This window comes from Streptomyces sp. NPDC002809 (assembly GCF_040295435.1).
GTDB lineage: Bacteria > Actinomycetota > Actinomycetes > Streptomycetales > Streptomycetaceae > Streptomyces.
Genome location: NZ_JBEOVJ010000059.1, coordinates 1 through 20,818, shown reverse-complemented (window position 1 = coordinate 20,818; position 20,818 = coordinate 1). Strand labels below are relative to the sequence as shown.

Annotated in this window: 14 protein-coding genes and 1 pseudogene; 4 read left to right on the top strand and 11 right to left on the bottom strand. The window is 71.6% G+C overall.

The window, feature by feature from the left end; all coding sequences use genetic code 11:
• Positions 1 to 114 precede the first annotated feature (114 nt).
• Positions 115 to 3,048, bottom strand: a complete 2,934-nt coding sequence (locus tag ABT025_RS28010) for an FAD-binding and (Fe-S)-binding domain-containing protein (RefSeq protein WP_351000152.1) — start codon at positions 3,046 to 3,048, stop codon at positions 115 to 117.
• A gap of 43 nt (positions 3,049 to 3,091) precedes the next feature.
• Entirely contained in the window at positions 3,092 to 3,538 is a 447-nt protein-coding gene (locus ABT025_RS28005) for a MarR family winged helix-turn-helix transcriptional regulator (protein ID WP_351000149.1), read from the bottom strand.
• A gap of 207 nt (positions 3,539 to 3,745) precedes the next feature.
• Between ABT025_RS28005 and ABT025_RS28000 the strand changes: the two genes are divergently transcribed.
• The 3 genes from ABT025_RS28000 (at position 3,746) to mltG (ending at position 7,499) form a co-directional block, all read left to right on the top strand.
• Entirely contained in the window at positions 3,746 to 5,554 is a 1,809-nt protein-coding gene (locus ABT025_RS28000) for an ABC transporter ATP-binding protein (RefSeq protein WP_351000146.1), read from the top strand.
• Between the two features lie 101 nt (positions 5,555 to 5,655).
• A complete protein-coding gene (locus ABT025_RS27995) occupies positions 5,656 to 6,264 on the top strand; it encodes a hypothetical protein (protein ID WP_351000143.1) in 609 nt (202 codons plus the stop codon).
• A 374-nt stretch (positions 6,265 to 6,638) separates the two neighbouring features.
• Positions 6,639 to 7,499 carry an endolytic transglycosylase MltG gene (gene mltG / locus ABT025_RS27990; RefSeq protein ID WP_351000140.1) on the top strand — a complete coding sequence of 287 codons (861 nt, stop codon included), beginning with the start codon at positions 6,639 to 6,641 and terminating at the stop codon, positions 7,497 to 7,499.
• A gap of 17 nt (positions 7,500 to 7,516) precedes the next feature.
• On the opposite strand, the gene ABT025_RS27985 is transcribed toward mltG, so the two are convergent.
• The 4 genes from ABT025_RS27985 to ABT025_RS27970 all read right to left on the bottom strand — a co-directional run bounded on the left by ABT025_RS27985 (position 7,517) and on the right by ABT025_RS27970 (position 11,168).
• Positions 7,517 to 8,608 carry an NAD(P)-binding domain-containing protein gene (locus ABT025_RS27985; protein ID WP_351000137.1) on the bottom strand — a complete coding sequence of 364 codons (1,092 nt, stop codon included), beginning with the start codon at positions 8,606 to 8,608 and terminating at the stop codon, positions 7,517 to 7,519.
• A gap of 179 nt (positions 8,609 to 8,787) precedes the next feature.
• The gene (locus ABT025_RS27980; protein WP_351000134.1) at positions 8,788 to 9,996 is read right to left on the bottom strand and encodes an LLM class flavin-dependent oxidoreductase; all 1,209 of its coding nucleotides are present in this window, start codon (positions 9,994 to 9,996) and stop codon (positions 8,788 to 8,790) included.
• Positions 9,993 to 10,826, bottom strand: coding sequence for an ATP-binding cassette domain-containing protein (locus ABT025_RS27975; protein ID WP_351000131.1), 834 nt, complete (start codon positions 10,824 to 10,826; stop codon positions 9,993 to 9,995). Before ABT025_RS27975 ends, ABT025_RS27980 begins: the two co-directional genes overlap by 4 nt.
• A 258-nt stretch (positions 10,827 to 11,084) precedes the next feature.
• On the bottom strand, positions 11,085 to 11,168 hold the full coding sequence (locus ABT025_RS27970; protein ID WP_351000224.1) for a putative leader peptide: 84 nt from the start codon (positions 11,166 to 11,168) through the stop codon (positions 11,085 to 11,087).
• A 92-nt stretch (positions 11,169 to 11,260) separates the two neighbouring features.
• On the opposite strand from ABT025_RS27970, the pseudogene ABT025_RS27965 reads away from it, so the two are divergent.
• A pseudogene (locus tag ABT025_RS27965) lies at positions 11,261 to 11,479 on the top strand (YjbQ family protein); the annotation flags it as partial.
• A 357-nt stretch (positions 11,480 to 11,836) separates the two neighbouring features.
• Here the strand turns inward: ABT025_RS27965 and ABT025_RS27960 are convergent.
• From ABT025_RS27960 to ABT025_RS27940, 5 genes are all read right to left on the bottom strand, one after another.
• On the bottom strand, positions 11,837 to 12,037 hold the full coding sequence (locus ABT025_RS27960; RefSeq protein ID WP_351000128.1) for a hypothetical protein: 201 nt from the start codon (positions 12,035 to 12,037) through the stop codon (positions 11,837 to 11,839).
• On the bottom strand, positions 12,037 to 12,795 hold the full coding sequence (locus ABT025_RS27955; RefSeq protein ID WP_351000125.1) for an SRPBCC family protein: 759 nt from the start codon (positions 12,793 to 12,795) through the stop codon (positions 12,037 to 12,039). Before ABT025_RS27955 ends, ABT025_RS27960 begins: the two co-directional genes overlap by 1 nt.
• Before the next feature lie 27 nt (positions 12,796 to 12,822).
• The gene (locus tag ABT025_RS27950) at positions 12,823 to 14,070 is read right to left on the bottom strand and encodes a cytochrome P450 (RefSeq protein ID WP_351000122.1); all 1,248 of its coding nucleotides are present in this window, start codon (positions 14,068 to 14,070) and stop codon (positions 12,823 to 12,825) included.
• 10 nt (positions 14,071 to 14,080) lie between these two features.
• Positions 14,081 to 14,296 (bottom strand): MbtH family protein, encoded by a 216-nt coding sequence (locus ABT025_RS27945; protein ID WP_123467710.1) that lies wholly within the window; start codon positions 14,294 to 14,296, stop codon positions 14,081 to 14,083.
• A 3-nt stretch (positions 14,297 to 14,299) separates the two neighbouring features.
• Positions 14,300 to 20,818: amino acid adenylation domain-containing protein (locus tag ABT025_RS27940; protein WP_502972040.1), on the bottom strand; the 6,519-nt coding region annotated here is incomplete at its 5' end.

Below are 20,818 nucleotides of genomic sequence, written 5' to 3'. Positions count from 1 at the left end.
ACCCCACCCGTAGTCGGAACGCCCGAATACATCCAGCGCTCGGGCGTCCCTCCGCCTCACGGTGCACCGCATCCCCCACCGCGCGTCGATCCGCCAGGAGCTGCGGGACAGCCCTTAGGCGGGACCGGGACGGGTCGCCCGCTCCAGCTCCATGAGTGCCGAGTGGTACGAACGCCCCGTCGCCCGGTCCATCCCGATCTCGCACATGCGGTTCGCGCACAGATACGTGTCGTACTCCCGGGTGTTCACCTCGGCGGCCTCCTTCGCCGTGGCCGAGGCCGTCAGCTCCTTGTGCAGCATGCCGCGGTCGCCGGCGAAGCCGCAGCACGCGGCGTCGTCCGGGATCACGACCTCCTGCGCGCAGGCCTCCGCGACCGTGCGCAAGTGGCCGACATCGTCGAGATGTTCCATCGAGCACGTCGGGTGCAGAACCGCGGAACCGGTCCTCCTCAGCACCGTCAGATCCGGCAGGAGCTCGTCCGCCGCCCAGACCAGCGAGTCGACGACGGTCAGCTCGCGGTGCAACTCCCGGTTGTCCTCCGTCAGATAAGGCACCACCTCGTGGGCGATGCCCAGCGTGCACGATGAGGCGTCGACGACCAGGGGCAGCTTCCCCCCGGCGGTCCAGCCCCAGGCGGCCTCGACGATCCGGTTGGCCATCACGGCGTTTCCGGCGTCGTACCCCTTGGAGTGCCAGATCGTCGCGCAGCAGGTCCCCGCGACATCCTCCGGAATCCAGACGGGTTTGCCGGCACGGGCCGAGACGAGGACCACGGCCTGCGGGAGCGACGGGCCGGGATGCCCCTCCGGGCCGCCGAAGATGCGGTTGACGCAGGCCGGGTAGTAGACCGCGCTCGCTCCCACCCTGGAAGTGCGGGGCAGCTTCCGGGCGGCCGCGCCGGGGATCTCCGGCAGCCACTCGGGCACCAGGTCGGGTCGTACGGCCTTGCGGACGAGACCGGTGACCCCTTCGAGGAGTTGGTCGTCGATCCGGTCGGCCGCTGCGACCGCCAGCCGGGCTGCCGCCTCGACGGCGCGGAAGCCCTTCGCGGTGAGCGCGGCGACCCGCTCCTCGCGCGGGGAGTGCCGGAGGTGGCGGAAGTCCTTCATCATGGCGCCCGTGTCGATGCCGACGGGGCAGGCGAGCTTGCACGTGGAGTCGCCCGCGCAGGTGTCGACGGCGTCGTAGCCGTACGCATCGAGCAGCCCGGCCTCCACCGGTGAACCGTCCGGCTGCCGCATCATCTCCCGGCGCAGCACGATGCGCTGGCGCGGTGTGGTGGTCAGGTCGTGGCTGGGGCAGGTGGGTTCGCAGAAACCGCACTCGATGCAGGGGTCGGCGACGGCTTCCACCTGGGGAATGGTCTTCAGCCCGCGCAGATGGGCCTTCGGGTCGCGGTCCAGGACGATCCGGGGCGCCAGCACCCCGTCGGGGTCGATGACCTGCTTCGTACGCCACATCAGTTCGGTTGCCCGAGGACCCCACTCCAGCTCCAGGAAGGGGGCGATGTTGCGGCCGGTGGCGTGCTCGGCCTTGAGCGATCCGTCGAACCGCTCCACGGTGAGCCGGCAGAAGTCCGCCATGAACGCGGCGTACCGGTCGACGTCGGACTGCTTCGCCGCGTCGAAGGCCAGCAGGAAGTGCAGATTGCCATGGGCCGCGTGACCCGCGACGGCGGCATCGAAACCGTGCTCGGCCTGGAGCCCCAGCAGTGCCTCGCAGGCGTCGGCCAGCCGGGAGGGCGGGACCGCGAAGTCCTCCGTGATCAGCGTCGTACCGGACGGCCGGGAGCCGCCGACCGCGGTGACGAAGGCCTTGCGGGCCTTCCAGTAGCCGGAGATGGTCCGGGCGTCCCGGGTGAACTCATTGGTCACCGAGGTGACGGGCCGGACCAGCTCCAGCTGCCGCACGACGCCTGCCGCCGCCTCCTCGAACGCCTCCTGGCCCGGCTCGTCCGGGGCGCGGAACTCCACCAGCAGTGCCGCGGTCTCCTTCGGCAGACCTGCCCAGTCGGCCGGCACCCCCTTGACGCTGACCGAGGCGCGCAGGGTGTTGCCGTCCATCAGCTCCACGGCGATGGCGCCCGCTTCGTTGAACAGCGGGACGGCTGCGGCGGCCGCCGTCAGCGAGGGGAAGAAGAGCAGTGCGGTGGAGATCCGGCGGTCCAGCGGCAGCGTGTCGAAGACGACCTCGGAGATGAAGCCGAAAGTCCCCTCCGAGCCGACCATGAGACCGCGCAGGATCTCCACCGGCGTCGCACCGTCCAGGAAGGCGTCGAGCCGGTAGCCGTTGGTGTTCTTGATCTCGTACTTGGCCCGGATCCGGGCGGTGAGCGCGGCATCCGCCTCGATCTCCGCCTTCAGGGCGAGCAGCCCCGCGCAGAGCCGCGGCTCCGCGAGCGCCAGGTCCTCGTCCGCCGCGGGGTCGCCGGTGTCCACCACCGTGCCGCTGGGCAGCACGAAGGTGAGGGAGGAGACGGTCCGGTAGGAATTGCGGGTCGTGCCGGCGGTCATCCCGGAGGCGTTGTTGGCGACGACCCCGCCGATCGTGCAGGCGATCGCGCTCGCCGGGTCCGGCCCCAGCAGCCGTCCGTGCCGGGCGAGGGTGGCATTGGCCCGCATGACCGTCGTCCCCGGGCGGATGCGGGCCCGCGCGCCGTCGTCCAGGACCTCGATGCCCGCCCAGTGATGGCGTACGTCGACGAGGATGTCCTCGCCCTGCGCCTGGCCGTTCAGACTGGTGCCCGCGGCCCGGAAGACCACGTTGCGGCCCTTGCCGTGGGCGTACGAAAGGATCGCGGAGATGTCGTCGATGTCCTCCGGAACGAGGACGACCTGCGGAACGAACCGGTACGGACTGGCGTCGGAGGCGTACCGCACCAGGTCGGAGATCTTCCAGAGCACCTTCCGCGGGCCCAGCAGAGCGGTCAGCTCGCCCCGCAACGGCTCGGGAGTGCCCGGCGCCCGGCCGTCGGCGACCCGGTCGTGGGAGGGGGCCCGCACCGTGCCGGGGCGCAGGGATTCCGGGTTCGGTTCCAGCAGCGGCATATCGAGATCCCATCGGCGGCTCGGCTCGGTGCTCGGCACCCGGTCAGCAGCGGCGGCGCTCCGGCATTCCGTCGACCAGAGCGGTCATCAGCCCGCCGAGCACCTCGCGCTGATCGGCGGTCAATGGAGCCAGGATCTCCTCTGCGGCCGCCCGGCGCGCGTTGCGCAGCGACCGGAGTGTGGCGATGCCCTCCTCCGTGATCTCGATCCGGACCACCCGGCGGCTGTCCGGATCGGGGATCCGCCGCACCCTGCCGCTGGCCTCCAGCCCGTCGACCAGCGTGGTCACGGCTCGGGGGACGACATCGAGACGCTGCGCGAGATCCGCCATCCGAGGGGGACCGTCGCAGTGCGCGACGGTGCGCAGCAGCCGGAACTGTGCGGGGGTGATGCCGATCGGCTCCAGCTGACGGCTCTGAATGCGCTGAAGTCTGCGCGTCAGCCGCAGCAGCTGTTCGGCGAGCACGCCGTCGGGGTCGGGGGAATCCATACCGGGAACAATATCAGGACCTTGTTCATTGTGAGCATAGGTAACAATGAGCTATGCTCTCATCTGTTCGACTGCCAGGAGCCGCGATGTCCGAGCTCCGGGCCCGCAGAGTGGCCACCCGGCCGTCCTGCCCACGTCGTGGACGCGCATGCCGTCACAGGCGCCCGCGCCCCTTCCCCCGTTGCCGCGCGCCTGACGAAGGAGCCCATGAAACCCGAAGAACCCACGTGGACACCCCCGTCCCGGGACGCCGCTCAGCCGCCCGCCGAGCTGCGCCGCATCCTCCGCCTGTTCCACCCTTACCGCGGCCGCCTCGCGGTGGTCGGGCTGCTCGTCGGCGCCTCGTCCCTGGTGTCGGTCGCCTCCCCGTTCCTGCTGCGCGAGATCCTGGACACCGCCATCCCGCAGGGGCGGACCGGGCTGCTCTCGCTGCTCGCCCTCGGCATGATCCTCACCGCGGTCATGAACAGCGTCTTCGGCGTGCTGCAGACCCTCATCTCCACCACCGTCGGCCAGCGGGTCATGCACGACCTGCGCACCGCGGTGTACACACAGCTCCAGCGGATGCCGCTCGCCTTCTTCACCAGGACGCGCACGGGCGAGGTCCAGTCCCGGATCGCCAACGACATCGGAGGCATGCAGGCCACCGTCACCTCGACGGCGACCTCGCTGGTCTCCAACCTCACCGCGGTCATCGCCACGGTCGTCGCCATGCTGGCGCTCGACTGGCGGCTGACCGTCGTCTCGTTGCTCCTGCTGCCGGTCTTCGTCTGGATCAGCCGCAGGGTGGGCCGCGAGCGGAAGAAGATCACCACTCAGCGCCAGAAGCAGATGGCGGCCATGGCGGCCACCGTCACCGAGTCGCTCTCCGTCAGCGGCATCCTGCTCGGCCGCACCATGGGACGCTCGGACTCGCTCACCAAGGGCTTCGCCGAGGAGTCCGAGCGGCTGGTCGACCTCGAAGTGCGCTCCAGCATGGCCGGACGCTGGCGGATGTCGACCATCGGCATCGTGATGGCCGCCATGCCGGCCGTCATCTACTGGGCCGCGGGCATCGCCCTCCAGCCCGGTGGCCCGGACGTCTCGATCGGCACACTGGTGGCCTTCGTCTCGCTCCAGCAGGGCCTCTTCCGGCCCGCCGTGAGCCTGCTCTCCACCGGGGTGCAGATGCAGACGTCCCTCGCGCTCTTCCAGCGGATCTTCGAATACCTCGACCTCACGGTGGACATCACCGAGCCGGAGAAGCCGGTACGCCTGGAGAAGATCCGCGGCGAGATCCGCTTCGAGAACGTCGACTTCAGTTACGACGAGAAGAGCGGCCCGACCCTCAGCGGCGTCGACGTGACGGTGCCCGCCGGTGCCAGCCTTGCCGTCGTCGGCCCCACCGGTTCAGGCAAGTCCACCCTCAGCTATCTGGTGCCGAGGCTGTACGACGTCACGGGCGGCCGGGTCACCCTCGACGGGGTGGACGTGCGCCAGCTCGACTTCGACACCCTCGCCAGGGCGGTCGGCGTGGTCTCCCAGGAGACGTACCTCTTCCACGCCTCGGTCGCCGAGAACCTGCGCTTCGCCAAGCCGGAGGCGACCGACGAGGAGATCGAGGCGGCCGCCCGGGCCGCGCAGATCCACGACCACATCGCCTCGCTGCCCGACGGTTACGACACCCTCGTCGGTGAACGCGGCTACCGCTTCTCGGGAGGCGAGAAGCAGCGGCTGGCCATCGCCCGCACGATCCTGCGGGACCCGCCGGTGCTGATCCTCGACGAGGCGACGAGCGCCCTCGACACCCGCACCGAATTCGCCGTGCAGGAGGCGATCGACGCGCTCTCCGCCGGGCGCACCACGATCACCATCGCCCACCGGCTCTCCACCGTGCGCGATGCCGACCAGATCGTCGTCCTGGACGGCGGCCGCACCGCGGAGCGCGGCAGCCACGAGGAACTGCTCCAGCAGGACGGGCGGTACGCGGCACTGGTCCGCAGGGACGACACGCGACTCGCCCCCGTGGCGGGCTGACCGGCACCGCGCAGCGGCAGCCCCGTGGTGCCGGGCCGGGCGGCGATACGGCATGATCCCCGCCCGCCGGGCCGGGCGGCGATACGGCATGATCCCCGCCCATGAGAGCTCTCCTCGGGGTCGAACTCCCCGGATACCGGCCCGTCGCGGACGACACCTGGGTGAACGACCGCGACGACGTGCTGTCGCTGCACTTCTTGGCCCTGCCTCCCGACCTGCCGGCCGGACTCGACGACGGCCCGGCCCTGCGCAACGTGCTCACCCACCGCACCGCGCGGGCGGGCGGCGGACTCATCGAGGCGTCGGTGAAGAAGGTGGGGGAGCTGCCGGCCCTGCGCCAGATACTCAAACTGCCGCTGCCGGACCGGCCGAGCGGCCAGGCGTTCATCGGCAGCTTCACGGTGCCGCGTGCCGGGTGCAGCACCGTGGTGAAGATCCAGGCGCTGGAGCAGGGCATGACGGGGATGCGGGAAGCCGTCGTCCTCGCCAAGGTCGGGCCGCAGGACTACTTCCGGCCCCACCCTTACGCCCCGGACGTCCAGGGCGGCCTGCCGTTCCACGCCGCCGACCATGCGCAGTGGGACGCGGAGTTCCCCGACCACCCGCTGACCAGGGTCCGGCGCGCCCTCGACACCCTGGCGCAGGCTGTTTCGGTGGCCCCGGACTTCGCGGTGCTGCCGCCCTTCGTGGGCCCCGCGGCGCACGGCTGACGGGACACGGCGCGCACGCGACGGCGCCGCCGCCCCCGTGGGACGGGGAGCGACGGCGCCGGGCGGAGCAATGGTCAGATGAGCCAACCCACGAAGTGGACGACGCCGGCCAGCAGGTTGGTGATCAGGTTCATCGGGTGTTTCTCCTTGTGCATGGTGAATCTCTGGGACAGCACAGTCGCGGTCTGCAGCCCGTCGCTTGCGCCCTGTAATCATCAACCGCCGCCCGGCAGTTGAGCAATGAATACCGATACGATCACGCGTTCCAGCGAACACCCGATCCCCTGTTCGTTTGTTCGTGTCGTGTGTGCGGGCCGCGTGTCGTCGCGGACGGGGTGCCGGAAGGCGCGATCGGCGCGGGATAGCGTGCCCGCATGGTGAACGAGCCCCCGGACGTACCTCCCGGCCGCAGGCCCGGCCGCAGCATCCGCCCGACCAAGCGCGGCCGCCTCGTACTGCTCGTCGGCGCCGTCCTCGTCCTCGTGGTGGCAGCCGCCGTCCTTGTCCCCCTGCTGACCAGGGAGCCGAAGACCGAGCAGGTCCGCACCCTGGTGATTCCGGAGGGATGGCGGGCTTCGCAGGTGTACGCGGCCGCCGACAAGGTCCTCGGTGAGCCCGCCGGAACCACGGAGAAGGCGGTCACGACGGCGGACCTGCCGCTTCCGGCCGAGGCGAAGGGCAACCCCGAGGGCTACCTTTTCCCGGCGACGTACCCGATCACCTCCGGCACGACCCCGAAGAGCCTGCTGCGCTACATGGTCGACACCGCGCTGAGCCGGTTCGGCGCGGACCACATCACGGCCGGAGCGGAGCGCAACAACGTCACGGTCTACCAGACGGTGATCATCGCCAGCATCGTCCAGGCCGAGGCGGACACCCGGTCGGACATGGGCAAGGTGGCCCGGGTCGTCCACAACCGGCTCGATCGCGGCATGCCGCTCCAGATGGACTCCACGCTCAACTACGCGCTGAACCGCAGCACGCTGGACACCACCACGGGCGACACGAAGATCGACAGCCCGTACAACAGCTATGAACGCAAGGGCCTGCCGCCCACACCCATCGGCAATCCCGGAGAGCAGGCGATGGTGGCGGCGATCAGCCCCACCCCCGGCTCCTGGCTGTACTTCGTCACGGTCGCGCCCGGCGACACCCGCTTCACCGACGACTACGCGGAACAGCAGCGCAACGTGGCCGAGTTCAACCGCAACCGGCGCACCGCGGGCACCGGCTGAGCAGCACGCCGGCACACTTACGCGGACACGGAGACCGATCCGTCGGTAACCGGCTCGGCCCGCTCCAGCAGCCGCCCGATCGCGCGCACGGCGGCGCGCCCGGCCCGGTTGGCGCCGATGGTGCTTGCGGACGGCCCGTACCCGACGAGATGGACACGCTCGTCACGCACGGCCTGCGTCCCCAAGACCCGGATCCCGCCACCGGGCTCACGAAGCCTCAGCGGGGCGAGATGGTCGACGGCGGCCCGGAAGCCTGTCGCCCACAGGATGACATCGGCCTCGACGGTGCGACCGTCGTCCCAGGCCACGCCGGTCGGCGTGATCCGGTCGAACATGGGCAGTCGGTCGAGCACCCCCGACTCGCGGGCGCGCCGGACGGCGTCGGTGACCGGCAGCCCGGTGACACTCACGACGCTCTGCGGCGGCAGCCCGAGCCGCACCCGTTCCTCCACCATGGCGACGGCGGCCCGGCCCTCGTCCGCACCGAACGGACCTTCCCGGAACACGGGTGGCCTGCGCGTCACCCAGTACGTGTCCGCCGCCACGTCCGCGATCTCCATCAGATGCTGGGTCCCGGAGGCGCCACCGCCCACCACGATCACCCGCTGCCCCGCGAACTCGGCCGGCCCTGGATAGTTGGCCGTGTGCCGCTGCCGCCCGCGGAAGGTGTCCTGGCCCGGGTAGCGCGGCCAGAACGGCCGGTCCCAGGTCCCCGTGGCATTGATCAGAGCGCGTGTCGCATACGTACCCTCGGACGTCTCGACGAGCAGCCGCCCGCCATCACCCTCGCGCACCGCGCTCACCTCGACGGGCCGGTGCACCCTCAGGTCGAAGGTGCGCTCGTACGTATCGAAGTACGCCCCGATCACTTCGGACGAGGGCCGGCTGTCGTCGGCACCCGTCAGCTCCATGCCGGGCAGCGCGTGCATTCCGTGCACCTTGCCGTACGTCAGGGAGGGCCAACGGAACTGCCAGGCGCCGCCGGCGTGCGGGGCGTGGTCGAGAACCACGAAATCGCGGTCCGGTTCCAGGCCGCTACGACGCAGATGGTAGGCGCCGGACAGGCCCGCCTGTCCGGCACCGATCACCACGACATCCACTGAGTGCACCCCGGCATTGTTCACGCTTCTACCAACCGTGCCGGGGTCGTGGATCTTCCCGGACTGCCCGGAAACTCGCCGGCCGAGGAGCACCACTCCAGAAGGAACCCGTCCGCCGCGGGCCCCGCCTCCGGGGCGGTCGGAGGGCCCCGCCTCCGAGACGGTCAGCGCCCCCGCCCCCGAGGTGGTCAGCGCCCTCCGGCGAACAGCAGCGGGGCCCCGCCCGGCGCGGAGGCCGGCCGGCCGTTCACCGCAGGCACCCCCAGCAGCGGGGACGCCGGGACCGTCGACAGCAGCCCCCGGGCCGCCAGCTCCGGAGTGACTCCCTCACCGAACCAGTACGCCTCCTCCAGATGCGGGTACCCGGACAGCACGAAATGCTCCACACCCAGCGAGTGGTACTCCTCGATCCGGTCAGCGACCTCGGCGTGGCTGCCGACCAGTGCCGTCCCGGCGCCACCGCGCACCAGACCGACCCCGGCCCACAGATTCGGCGCGATCTCCAGCTTGTCGCGCGTACCACCGTGCAGCGCCAGCATCCGCTGCTGCCCCACCGACTCGCTGCGCCCCAGCGCCTGCTGGGCGGCCGCGATCGTGTCGGCGTCCAGGTCACCGAGCAGCCGGTCGGCCGTCGCCCATGCCTCCTTCGACGAGTCGCGCGAGATGGTGTGCAGCCGGATCCCGAACCGGACCGTGCGCCCCTGCTCCTCGGCCAGCCCTCGGATCCAGTCGATCTTCTTCTTCACATCGGCGGGCCGCTCGCCCCACGTCAGATAGACGTCCGCGTGCGCGGCCGCGACGGGCCCGGCCGCATCCGACGAACCGCCGAAGAAGATGTCGGGCAGCGGGTCCGGCGGCAGCGCCGTCAGCCCGCCCTCCACCTGGTAATGCTCACCGTCGAAGTCGAACGGCCGCCCGCTCCAGGCCCCGCGTACCACCGAAAGGAACTCCGCGGTCCTGGCATAGCGCCGGTCGTGGTCCAGGTGGTCCCCGAACCTGCGCTGCTCCGTCGAGTCACCGCCCGTCACCACGTTCAGCAGCAGCCGCCCCCGGGTGATCCGCTGATAGGTCGCGGCCATCTGCGCCGCGAGCACCGGGGAGATCACCCCGGGCCGGAACGCCACCAGGAACTTCAGCCGCTCGGTGTGCTGGGACAGGGCCACGGTCGTCAGCCAGGCGTCCTCGCACCAGGTGCCGGTCGGCGTCAGAACCGCTTCGAACCCCAGCTGCTCCGCAGCCTTCGCGATCTGAGCCAGGTACTCGATGTCCGGTGCGCGGACCCCGCTGACCGGGGTGATCCGCTCCCGCTTGATCCCGCCGTCGGTGTAGGCGTGCCGGTCGACGAGCGTGCGCCCGTCGCCGCCCGTGGGGAGGAACCAGTGCAGGTGGACGTTCATGAGGAGGCCTTTCCGTACGAGCGGGGAGAGCGGGTTCGTAGATCGTTGGAGGGCTCGGCCCCGGGCGAGGGCGGGGGACCGGTATCCGTTCCGAGTTCGTCGAGCAGCCTCGTACGCAGCGCGGCGAACCCGGGTGTGCCGGGGCGGCGCGGGCGGTCCGAGGCGAGCGGAGTCCCGTACGCGATCACCCCGTCGCGCAGCACGAGCGCACGGTCGGCGAGCAGCAGCGCCTCGTCGACATCGTGCGTGACGAGCAGGACCGCGCAGCCACGGCGCCGCCGGAGCTCTGTCACCAGCCGTTGCGCCACGGTTCCGGCCAGGGCATCGAGTGCTCCGGACGGCTCGTCGAGCAGCAGCAGAGCGGGCTCGCCGGCCAGCACCTGCGCGAGCGAGACGCGCGGTGCCTCGTCGCCGGAGAACATCCCGGGCCGGACGCGGGAGCACCGGGCGGGCCCTGTCTCGGCCAAGGCCCCCTCCATCAGGGCGCGTTCGGACATACCGGGCCGCCCGGGCAGCACACTGCGCCAGGCTCTCGACCACCACGTCGGCCGACGTGGACGAAGGACGAGCGCCCGGCGTTTCGGCACCAGGACGGTCCCGCGGATCTCCCGGTCGAGACCGGCGAGCACCCGCAACAACGTCGACTTCCCGCTGCCGCTGCGACCGAGAACCGCGGTGAACTCGCCTGCGCGCAGGGTGAGATCGAGTCCATCGATGACGGCCCGTCCGTCGAACGAACGGATCAGCCCCTCAACCCGTACGGCATCCGCCGGTGGACAGGCCGGGGCGGGGGAGAGGGTGCTCGCAGGTCCGTGCGGGTGGCTCGCCATGGCAGCAGCCTTTCGGGGATACGGGCGACGGCGTCGGGTGGCGAGGCCCCGTGCGGCGTACCCGGCCGCAAGCCCGGCACCAGGGCACGCGGCAGCCCGGCCGGGCGAAGAGCCGTGACGGAACCACGGAAGGAGACCGAAGGGACGGAACGCCCGGGGGCCGGGACGGCGGAACATGTACGCCGTCAGGAGCAACGGGCGGACAGGACGCCGCGCCGGGTGTTTCCGGTCACCGGCGGGTCGTGCGCCGAGAGAACGTCAGCAGCCGCGACAACACGCGGCGGAGGTCACCCGGAGCAGGTCGATGTGACCGCGCGAAGTGAGCATGACTGACCGGAACATGGCGCCGAACGTAGCCGCCGGCAGAGGGGCGGTCAACGGTGTCTCGGCACGTGGACGAGCAATCCCGCGTAGCGGGCGGGGTAATTGAGCCCGTGCTCTCCGCCGTCACCACCGGCGTCGTGCGCATCACCACCGGCACGACGGAGACCGTCACCGACCTGACGTCCGACTGCGAGCAGTTCCTCACCCGGACTGCCGCGGGCCCGGACGGCCTGCTCGACATCTTCATCATCTTCGTCCCGCACCCGAACGCGGGCAACGCCGCGCCCGAGAGCGGCGCGGGCAGCGACGACGACCTCCTGTCCGACCTTGATGATCCCGCCCTGGGCGCTGCGGGCGGGTCGCTCGGATCCTTCGGCGGCGGCCTCGGAGGATCGGATCGCCTCTTGGCCGAGGGCGGGCGACTGCCGCTCAGCCGGCTTGCTCTCGGTCACGAGCGACACGGCGTCGGCTTCGAGCCGGGAGATCCGGTTCGGGCCCCGCCCCGGCATCGAGGACGAGCTCTGAACGGCCATGAACTGGGGACTTGCAGCCACACCGCCGTGGGAGCGTCGCTGACCGGTCCCACGGCCGTCGAGTCGGCTCCGCGCCCTCTGTCCACCGGCAGCTTCGGGCTGACACCGACGGTTCGAGCCGTCGAGGTGGGACCGGCTTCCGGTGCGGCCGCCCTACCAGCGGCGGCGCGGCTGCACCGGGTGGAGCTTGGCGACGAGCGCCGAGAGGAAGATCGGGAGCTTGTCGACCATGGCTTTGGGGACCGTGGTGGTCTGGACGGTATCTCTCCTCACGTCCTGGACGACGAGGGTGTGGGTGCCGTTCTCCTCGATGAGTTCGGCGGCAAAAAGCAAAGTCCGGGTGGAGGTTTCCATCAGAGCTCCTGGGGGTGCGTGTCGTTGAGCCAGGCGGTCCATGCCTTGGTGGTCTGCTCCTCGTCGGTCTCCTCGGTGAACAGGTGGTGGCCGAGCCGGACCGGCACGTTCCAGCTGCTGCCGTTGAAGAACCGGTACAGGGCGTCCGGGCCTCGCAGGCCGACGAAATCGGTGCTGAGCCAGTCGACGACCACCTCCACGGGGTCGTGCTCCGGGCCGGGGGCCAGGAGCATGACCCGGTCGCCGACGGCCGCGTGGTCGGCGAGGCCGAGGCGTCGGCGCAGGGCGGCGAAGTCGGCCGGGTCGGCGGTGGGTTCGGGGCGCTGGGACCCGATGTAGACGGCGGGCCGGCCGGCGAAGTGCCGGAGGTACTCGGCGAGGGCGTGCTGGTGGAAGTCGACGTACTTCTCGGCCACGTCCGTCTTGGCGTCCCACTGCCAGGCGTCGTCGACGACACCCGTGTGCACCCAGTGGATTCCCATCCGCAGGCGGCTCGTGCCGCCGTCGACCGGCTCGACGCGGTAGCTGAGCGTGTTGGAGAACCCGCCGTCCTGGGTTGCCCGGACCGCGAAGTGGTGCGGCGGCTCCCACGCCACGACGGTGGCGTCTCCCCGGGTGACCTTTCCGCCGACGCGCGGCTCGATCTCCATCGGATAGAGCCAGCCGAGATTGCCGGGGCCGGTGGCGACGGCGTTCCAGACCTGGTCGGGCGGGACGGACAGAACCTGCTCCCGGCAGACCTCGAATTCCTGGGCCATGGTCGGTACTCCTTCGTCGTTGAGGTGTCAGTAGGCGAGCGGGAGAGCGGTCAGCCGCCGCTGCAGCGGGTTGTCCCGCCAGTCCAGGGCCGACGCGTCGGCCAGCCGCAGCTCGGGGAGCCTGCGCACCAGCGTGCCGACGGCCACCTCCGCCTGGAGCTTGGCGAGTGGACCGCCGAGGCAGAAGTGCGGGCCGTGGCCGAAGCTCAGGTGCCGGTTGCCGGGGCGGGACAGGTCGAGCCGGTCGGGGTCCTCGAAGCGCTCGGGATCACGGTTGGTCGCGCCGAGGAACAGGTACACCAGGTCGCCTTCACTCAGCGTCCGTCCGCCGATCTCCAGGTCCTGCGCGACGACCCGGACGATCGCCTGGGTCACCGTGTCGTAGCGGGCCAGTTCATCGACGGCGCCGCGGATCAGGCCCGGGTCCGCGCGCAGCCGGGCCAGCTGGTCCGGGTGGCGCAGCAGGGCCAGCACGCCGTTGCCGATCAGGTGGGTGGTGGTCTCGTCGCCCGCGGTGATCAGGACGAAGCAGGTGGAGAGCAGTTCGGAGTCTGTGAGCCGGTCGTCCTGTGCCTGGGTGGCGACCAGGGCGCTGACCAGGTCGTCGCCCGGTTCACGCCTGCGCTGCCGGATGAGCCCGGACAGGTACTCCTCGTACTGGTCGATCGCCGCCTCGGACTTGTCGATGTCCTCGCTGAGCCGGCCGAAGCGGCGGAACCAGCTCTTGACCTGGGGTCGGTCCTCTTCCGGAATGCCGAAGAGCTCGCAGACCACGGACATCGGCAGGGGGGAGGCGACGGCCTCGATCAGGTCCATGGCCGGCCCGGCCGCGACCGCCTCGTCGATGAGCCGGTCGACGATCCGCTGGACGCCGTCACGCAGGGCCTCCACCCGCCGGGCGGTGAAGGCCCTGTTGGCCAGTTTGCGCAGCCGGGCGTGGTCCGGCGGGTCGGTGTTGGTCATCACCCGGCCGAGTCGCTCGGTGAGTCGGCTGAAGGCCTTGAGGTCGCCGCCCAGCGCGCTGTAGGCGCGGGTCATCCGGTCCCGGTCGTTGGACAGCCGCAGGTCACCCAGCGCTGCCTCGACATCGGCGTACCGGGTGAGGTACCAGATGCCCTGGGGGCTTCGATGGACCGGGTCCTCGCTCCGCATGCGGGCGTAGAACGGGTACGGGTCCCGCCGGGCCCGGGCGGTGAGCAGGGCCGCGGCGAGGTCGTCGGGCCGGGCGGGGCCCGCGGTTTCGCGGGCCCCGCCCAGTGTGTCGGTGGAGGTCACGTCGGCCGTGCTACCGCTGGGCGTTCATTGCGTCGGCGAGGCTCTTGGGCCGCATGTCGGTCCAGGACTGCTCGACGTGTTCCAGGCAGGCGGCGTGGGAGTCGGGGCCGTGGACGACGGTCCAGCCGGCCGGGACGTCGGCGAACTGCGGCCAGAGCGAGTGCTGGTTCTCGTCGTTGACGAGGACGAGGAAGGTGCCGTCCTGGTCGTCGAAGGGGTTGGTCATGGGTCAGTCCTCCTGAGGGGAACGGGTGGTGTCATCGGCGTCACCGGTGGCCTCGGCGATCCTGGCGGCCAGGATCGGCCCGATCTGGGCCAGCGACCCCGCTTGGGTCATCTGGTCGTGCCGGGTGGTGACTTCGTGGGATTCGATCCGGCCCCTGATGTACGGACGCCAGACCTCCGGACCGGCGCCGTCGTGGCTCCGGTCGATCGTGGAGTTGAACAGCAGCAGATCCCCGTCGTACCTGCCGGGGACGAAATCGACCGCGAGCTTCGCGTTGTTGATCATGATCTGGACGATCACCTCGACCTGCCGCTCGTTCAGACCGGCCAGCGCACTGCCCCGCCGGTTCAGAACCTCGGCGACCTCGGCGTAGGTGATCTCCTGGCCGTCCAGCTCGTCCGGGTCGACGTCCAGCACCCCGACGAGCACGTCCCGCACGGTGGGCACCGGCTCCTCCTCGAACCGCACGTCCCTCACCGGGTAGGCGTCGAGGATCGCCAGCAGTGCGGTCCGCTCCCCGCGGGCCTGCAGTTCGCAGGCCAGTGCGTGGGCGATCAGTCCGCCCGCGGACCAGCCGAGCAGCAGGTACGGGCCCTCCGGCTGGATCTTCTGCACGTGGTCGGCGTAGTCGGCCGCCATCTCCTCGTACGACGCAGGCAGCGGCTCGGGGCGGCCGAGGCCGCGCGCCTGGATCGCGTACACCGGGTGCTGCGGACCGAGGTGGTTCAGCAGCCCGCTGTAGGACCAGCTGATTCCACCGCCGGGGTGGACGCAGAACAACGGTGTATCCGTCCCGGTCGAGCGCAGCGGCAACAGCACGTCCAGCGCGTCGTCCTGACGGTTCATGCCCAGGCGTTCGGCGAGTCCGGCCACGGTCGGCGCCTCGAAGAGCAGGCGAAGCCCCAGCTCCAGGCCGAGGGTCTCGCGAACCCGGGAGGCCAGCCGGGCGGCCAGCAGTGAGTGCCCGCCCAGATCGAAGAAGCCGTCGTCGATGCTCACCTGCTCCCGGCCGAGGACCTCGGCGAACAGGCCGCACAGCAGTTGTTCCTGCGGCGTCCGGGGGCCGCGCCCGGCTTCCGACGCCCCGTAGTCGGGGGCGGGCAGGGCGGCCCGGTCGAGCTTGCCGTTGGCGGTCAGCGGCAGCGTGTCCACGGTGACGAACGCCGCCGGCACCATGTAGTCGGGCAGTTCGCGGCGCAGCCGGCCGGTCAGCTCGGCCGTCCCGGGCGCACCCTCGGACGTGGGCACCAGGTAGGCGACCAGCCGCTTGTCTCCCGGCCGGTCCTCCCGGGCGACCACGGCGGCCTGGGCGACGCCCGGGCATCCCGTCAGGACCGCCTCGATCTCCCCGGGCTCGATCCGCTGGCCGCGCAGCTTGACCTGGTGGTCGACGCGTCCGGCGAACTCCAGGGTGCCACCACCGCCCTCCGGCCGGGGGCGCCCGCCCGGGCGCCACCAGGCGAGGTCGCCGGTGCGGTACATCCGGCTTCCGGCCGGTCCGTACGGGTCGGCGGTGAAGCGCTCAGCCGTCAGGCCGGGGCGGCCGAAGTAGCCGCGGGCCACGCCCGTCCCCGCGAGGTACAGCTCACCGACCATGCCCGTCGGCACCGGCCGCAGCCGGTCGTCGAGCACGTAGGCGCGCATGTTCGCCATCGGCCCGCCGATCGGCACGGTCGCGGCGTTCTCGGGGAGGTCGCGCACAGGGTGACAGGTGGCCAGGGTGGTGGCCTCGGTGGGCCCGTAGCCGTTGACCACCTCGATGCCGGGGCAGGCCGCGAGCACCCGCGCGGCGGCGGCGGGGGAGACCACGTCGCCGCCGGTCCACACCTCGCGGACCCCGGCGAGCACGCCCGGTCGCTCCTCGGCGACCAGACGGAACAGCCCAGCGGTCAGCCACAGTCCGGTCACCCCGTGCGTGGCGATGGTGTGCTGCAGCAGGTCGAGGTCGAGCTGCTCGGGCGGTGCGACCACGACCCGGCCACCGTTGAGCAGCGGAACCCAGAGCTCGTAGGTCGAGAGGTCGAAGGCCGTAGGGGAGTGCATCAGCACCCGCTCGTGTCCGCCGCCACGCCATTCGGGCGTCAGCGCCAGGCCCGCCACGTCCCCGTGGGTCACGGCCACGCCCTTCGGCCGTCCGGTCGAGCCGGAGGTGTACATGATGTACGCCACCTGCCCCGGTTCGCAGGAGACGTCGACGTCGCACGGGTCGGCGGCCGCGGACCCGACGAGTGCGGTGAGCACCTCCGGGGTGAGCACCAGGGCGGCCCCGCTCTCCCGCATGATCAGGTCGATCCGGGAGGACGGGAAGCGGGAGTCCAGTGGTACATAGGCGCCACCCGCCTTGACGATCGCCAGGATCGCCACGACCAGCTCCGCGGAGCGGTCCATCATGACCGCGACCGGCGTCTCCGGCCGTACGCCCTGGCGGATCAGCGCCCTCGCCAGGCGGTCGGCCCGGACGTCGAGCTCCGCGTAGGTCAGCTCGGTGCCGCCCGCCACGACCGCGACCGCGTCCGGGCAGGACCGCACCTGACGGGCGAACAGCTCCGGCACCGAGGCCGACGGCAGCTCCGCGGCCGTGTCGTTGAAGCCGTACAGCAGCCGGTGGCGCTCGGCCTCGGACATGAGGTCGATCCGGCTGATCGGCCGGTCGGGGTCGGCGACCGCCGCGCGCAGCAGGCGGGCCCAGCGTTCGAACAGCTGCTTCACCGTGGACGCGTCGAACAGGTCGGTGGCGTACTCCACCGCGCCGACCAGACCGTCGGCACCTCCGTCCGGGCGGAACTGCTCGGCCAGGCTGAACGTGAGGTCGACCCTGGATGTCCCGGTCGGCGCCTCCAGGTGGCCCGTCGCCAGTCCTGGCAGGGCGAACTCGCCGAGCGGAGCGTTCTGCAGGGCCAGCATGATCTGGAACAGCGGGTGATGGGCCAGCGACCGCACCGGGTTGGCCACCTCGACCAGGTACTCGAAGGGCACGTCCTGGTGGTCGTAAGCGGTGAGCGCCTTCTGCCGTACCCGGCCGAGCAGTTCGCGGAAGCCGGGGTCCCCGCTGGTGTCGGTGCGCAGCACCAGCGTGTTGACGAAGAAGCCGACGAGCTCGTCCAGCGCCTGGTCGGTACGGCCGGCGATCGGGCTGCCGATCGGGATGTCCGTCCCGGCTCCGAGCCGGTTGAGGAGAGCGGCGAGACCGGCCTGGAGCACCATGAACATGCTGGCCCCGCGCTCGGCGGCCAGGTCCCGAAGCGCCTGGTGCAGCTCGGGGTCCAAGCGGACCACGACCCGGTCGCCCTGCTGGGAGGCCACCGGCGGCCGGGGACGGTCGGCAGGCAGCTGCACCTGCTGCGGAATACCCGTCAGCTCGTCCTTCCAGTAGGCAAGTTGCCGGGCGAACAGGCTGTCAGGATCGGCGGCGTCGCCGAGCAGGTCGCGTTGCCAGCGGGTGTAGTCGGCGTACTGCACCGGCAGGGGGGACCACTGTGGCTCCTCGCCCCGGCAGCGTGCCGCGTAGGCCTTCGTGAGGTCGCCGGAGAGTGGTCCCATCGACCAGCCGTCGGCGGCGATGTGGTGCACCACGACCAGCAGCACGTGCCGGTCGGGGGCGAGCGCGTACAGCTCGGCCCGGACCGGCGGCTCCGCGGCCAGGTCGAAGCCGCGGCGGGCGGTGTCCGCCAGGCGCGCGGCCAGCCCGCTCTCGTCGAGTTCGACCACCGGCAGCGCCGGGTTTGCCTGCGCGGGGCTCAGCACGACCTGGAACGGGACGCCGTCGGTCTCGCGGAAGACGGTCCGCAGGCTCTCGTGCCGGGTGATCACGTCCGCGAGCGCGGCGTGCAGGGACGACCGGTCGAGGCTGCCGGTCAGGCTCAGCGCGAGCGGCATGTTGTAGGTGGCGCTCGGTCCGTCCATCCGGTGCAGGAACCACAAGCGGCGCTGAGCGAAGGACAGTTCCAGGCGCTCCGGACGGGGACGGGCGGTCAGCGCGGGCCGCGCTGCTCCACAACCGTCCAGATGGGCCGCCAGCCCGGCCACGGTCGGGGTCTCGAACAGAGTCCGGACCTCCAGCTCGGCGCCGAGGGTCGCCCGGACCCTGGAGGCCAGGCGGGTCGCCAGCAGCGAGTGTCCGCCGAGGTCGAAGAAGCTGTCGTCGACCCCGACCTGTGCCAGTCCGAGCACCTCGGCGAAAAGCTCCGCGAGGACCTGCTCCTGCGGGGTGCGCGGTGCCCGTCCGGCAGCGGCAGCGCCGAGGTCGGGGGCGGGCAGAGCGCGGCGGTCGAGCTTGCCGCTGGCGGTCAGCGGCAGTGTCTCCATCGCGACGAACGCGGACGGAACCAGGTAGTCGGGCAGCCGCCCGCGCAGCCAGTCCCGGAGTTCGCCGAGGAGGGCGCCGGTGCCACGGCTGCCGGCCGGGCGGTTGGTCAGCGAGGACAGTGCCCGGCCGGCTGCCCCGGCCGGCCGGCACGGTTCGACCGTCGAGCCGTGGAGCGCCCGCGGACCGGCGAGGACGACGTCCACGGTGTCGGCCGCGGTGGCCGACCAGGTGACGCCCACGGTGCGGCCGAACTCCCTGCCGAGGGCGTGGAAGTCCTCCGGGTCGGGGAGCTCGCTTCCCTCCGGGGCGTGCAACCGCCCCAGCAGTTCCGCGAGCGGTCCGTCCTCGTCCTGCACCGCCCGGGCGAGGGCGGCTTCTCCCACCACACGGCGGTTCGGCACGCCGGTGATCCGCAGCACCTCGGCGGGCGGCTGGGCGAGCAGCTCGCGCAGCCCGGCCGTCCCGGTGATCTGCCGTCCCCAGGCCAGGTCGGCTGACGTGGTCGAGGCCCCGGGGGCGACGGGCGGCTTGTGCAGCGTCACGTCGTAGCGGTAGCGGGTCAGTTCGTTGTGGTGACGGCCGCGCTTGACCTCCACGGCCATCGCGCCGATGTCCGTGCCGTGTTCGCGCAGGACGGCGAAGAAGTCCGGGTCCACCAGGAGTTCCTTCTCCACCCTGAGGGCCTGCTCCACCGCGCGGCGCACGGCCGCGCGGTCGGCGCCGTCGCCGGCCCTGTACAGCTCGACAGCGGTGGCCAGCGGGCGCAGCAGCCGCAGGTTGCGGACGTCGCCGATGAAGAGCGCACCCCCGGGGGCGAGCAGCGCCATCAGTTTCCCGATCACGTCCGCGAGGTAGTCGGCGGACGGGAAGTACTGCACCACCGAGTTGATCACGATGGTGTCGAACTCACCGGCCGGCAGCCCGTCGGTATCGTGCGCCGGACGGGTCTGCAGCACCACGCGCCCGGCCAGCCGTTCCTCCTTCGCGACCTGGGCGGTCAGGGCGTCGATCGCGGTGGCGGAGAAGTCGGTCGCCCAGTAGGTCTCGCACCTGGGTGCGATCTGAGAGAGCAGCAGACCGGTGCCGACTCCGACCTCCAGCACCCGGCGCGGCTTCAGGGCCAGGATGCGGGTCACGGTCGCGTCCCGCCATTCCCGCATCTGCTCGACGGGGATCGAACCGCCGTCGTAACTACTCTTCCAGCCGACGAAGTTGTGGCCGAAGGCCGCTTGCTCGGGGGCGATGGGCAGGGCGTCGTAGACATCCTGCCACTCGCCCACGTGGTCCGCTTCCAGGCCGCTGTCCCGGGCCGAGTCCCGGCGCGGAACGACGTAGCCGACGAGCCGGTCGTCCTGGGCCGCGACGGCGGCCTGGGCGACGGCGGGGTGCTCGGCCAGGACGGCCTCGACCTCGCCGGGTTCGACGCGGAACCCGCGCACCTTCACCTGGTCGTCGGCGCGACCGACGTATTCCAGCTGGCCGTCGCCCAGCCGGCGCACCAGGTCGCCGGTGCGGTACATGCGTTCACCGGGCCCGAACGGGCAGGCGACGAACCTCCCCGCCGTCAGGGCCGGCCGGTGGAGGTATCCGCGTGCCAGGCCCGCGCCCGCGACGTACAGCTCGCCCGTCATGCCCGGCGGTACCGGCCGCAGGCGGTCGTCCAGCACGTACACACGGGCGTTGGCGATCGGTCGGCCGATGGGCGGTACGCCGGAGCCCGGGGACAGTGGGTCGCTCATGGTCGCGCACACGGTGGTCTCGGTCGGGCCGTACGCGTTGATCATCCGCCGTCCGGGGGCCCAGCGCTGCACCAGTTCCGGCGGGCACGCCTCTCCCGCCACCACCAGCGTCGACACCGTCACCGTGCCGTCCGGCACAGCGGCGAGGACGGACGGCGGCACCGTCACATGGGTGGCGCCGAGGGTCGGGTCGGTCAGGGCGGCGACCGGGTCGGCTGCGGTGGGCAGCATCAGGGTGGCGCCGCCCAGCAGGGCGGTGAAGATCTCCGACACCGAGGCGTCGAAGCTGGGCGATGCGAACTGGAGCACCCGGCTGCCGGGTTCGATCGCGAAGCGCTCGATCTGCCCTGCGACCAGGCTCGCGACACCCCTGTGACCGACCACGACGCCCTTGGGGCGGCCGGTGGAGCCCGAGGTGTAGATCACGTAGGCGGGGTGCCGGATGTCGTGTGTGATGTCCGGGTCGGTGTCCGGCCG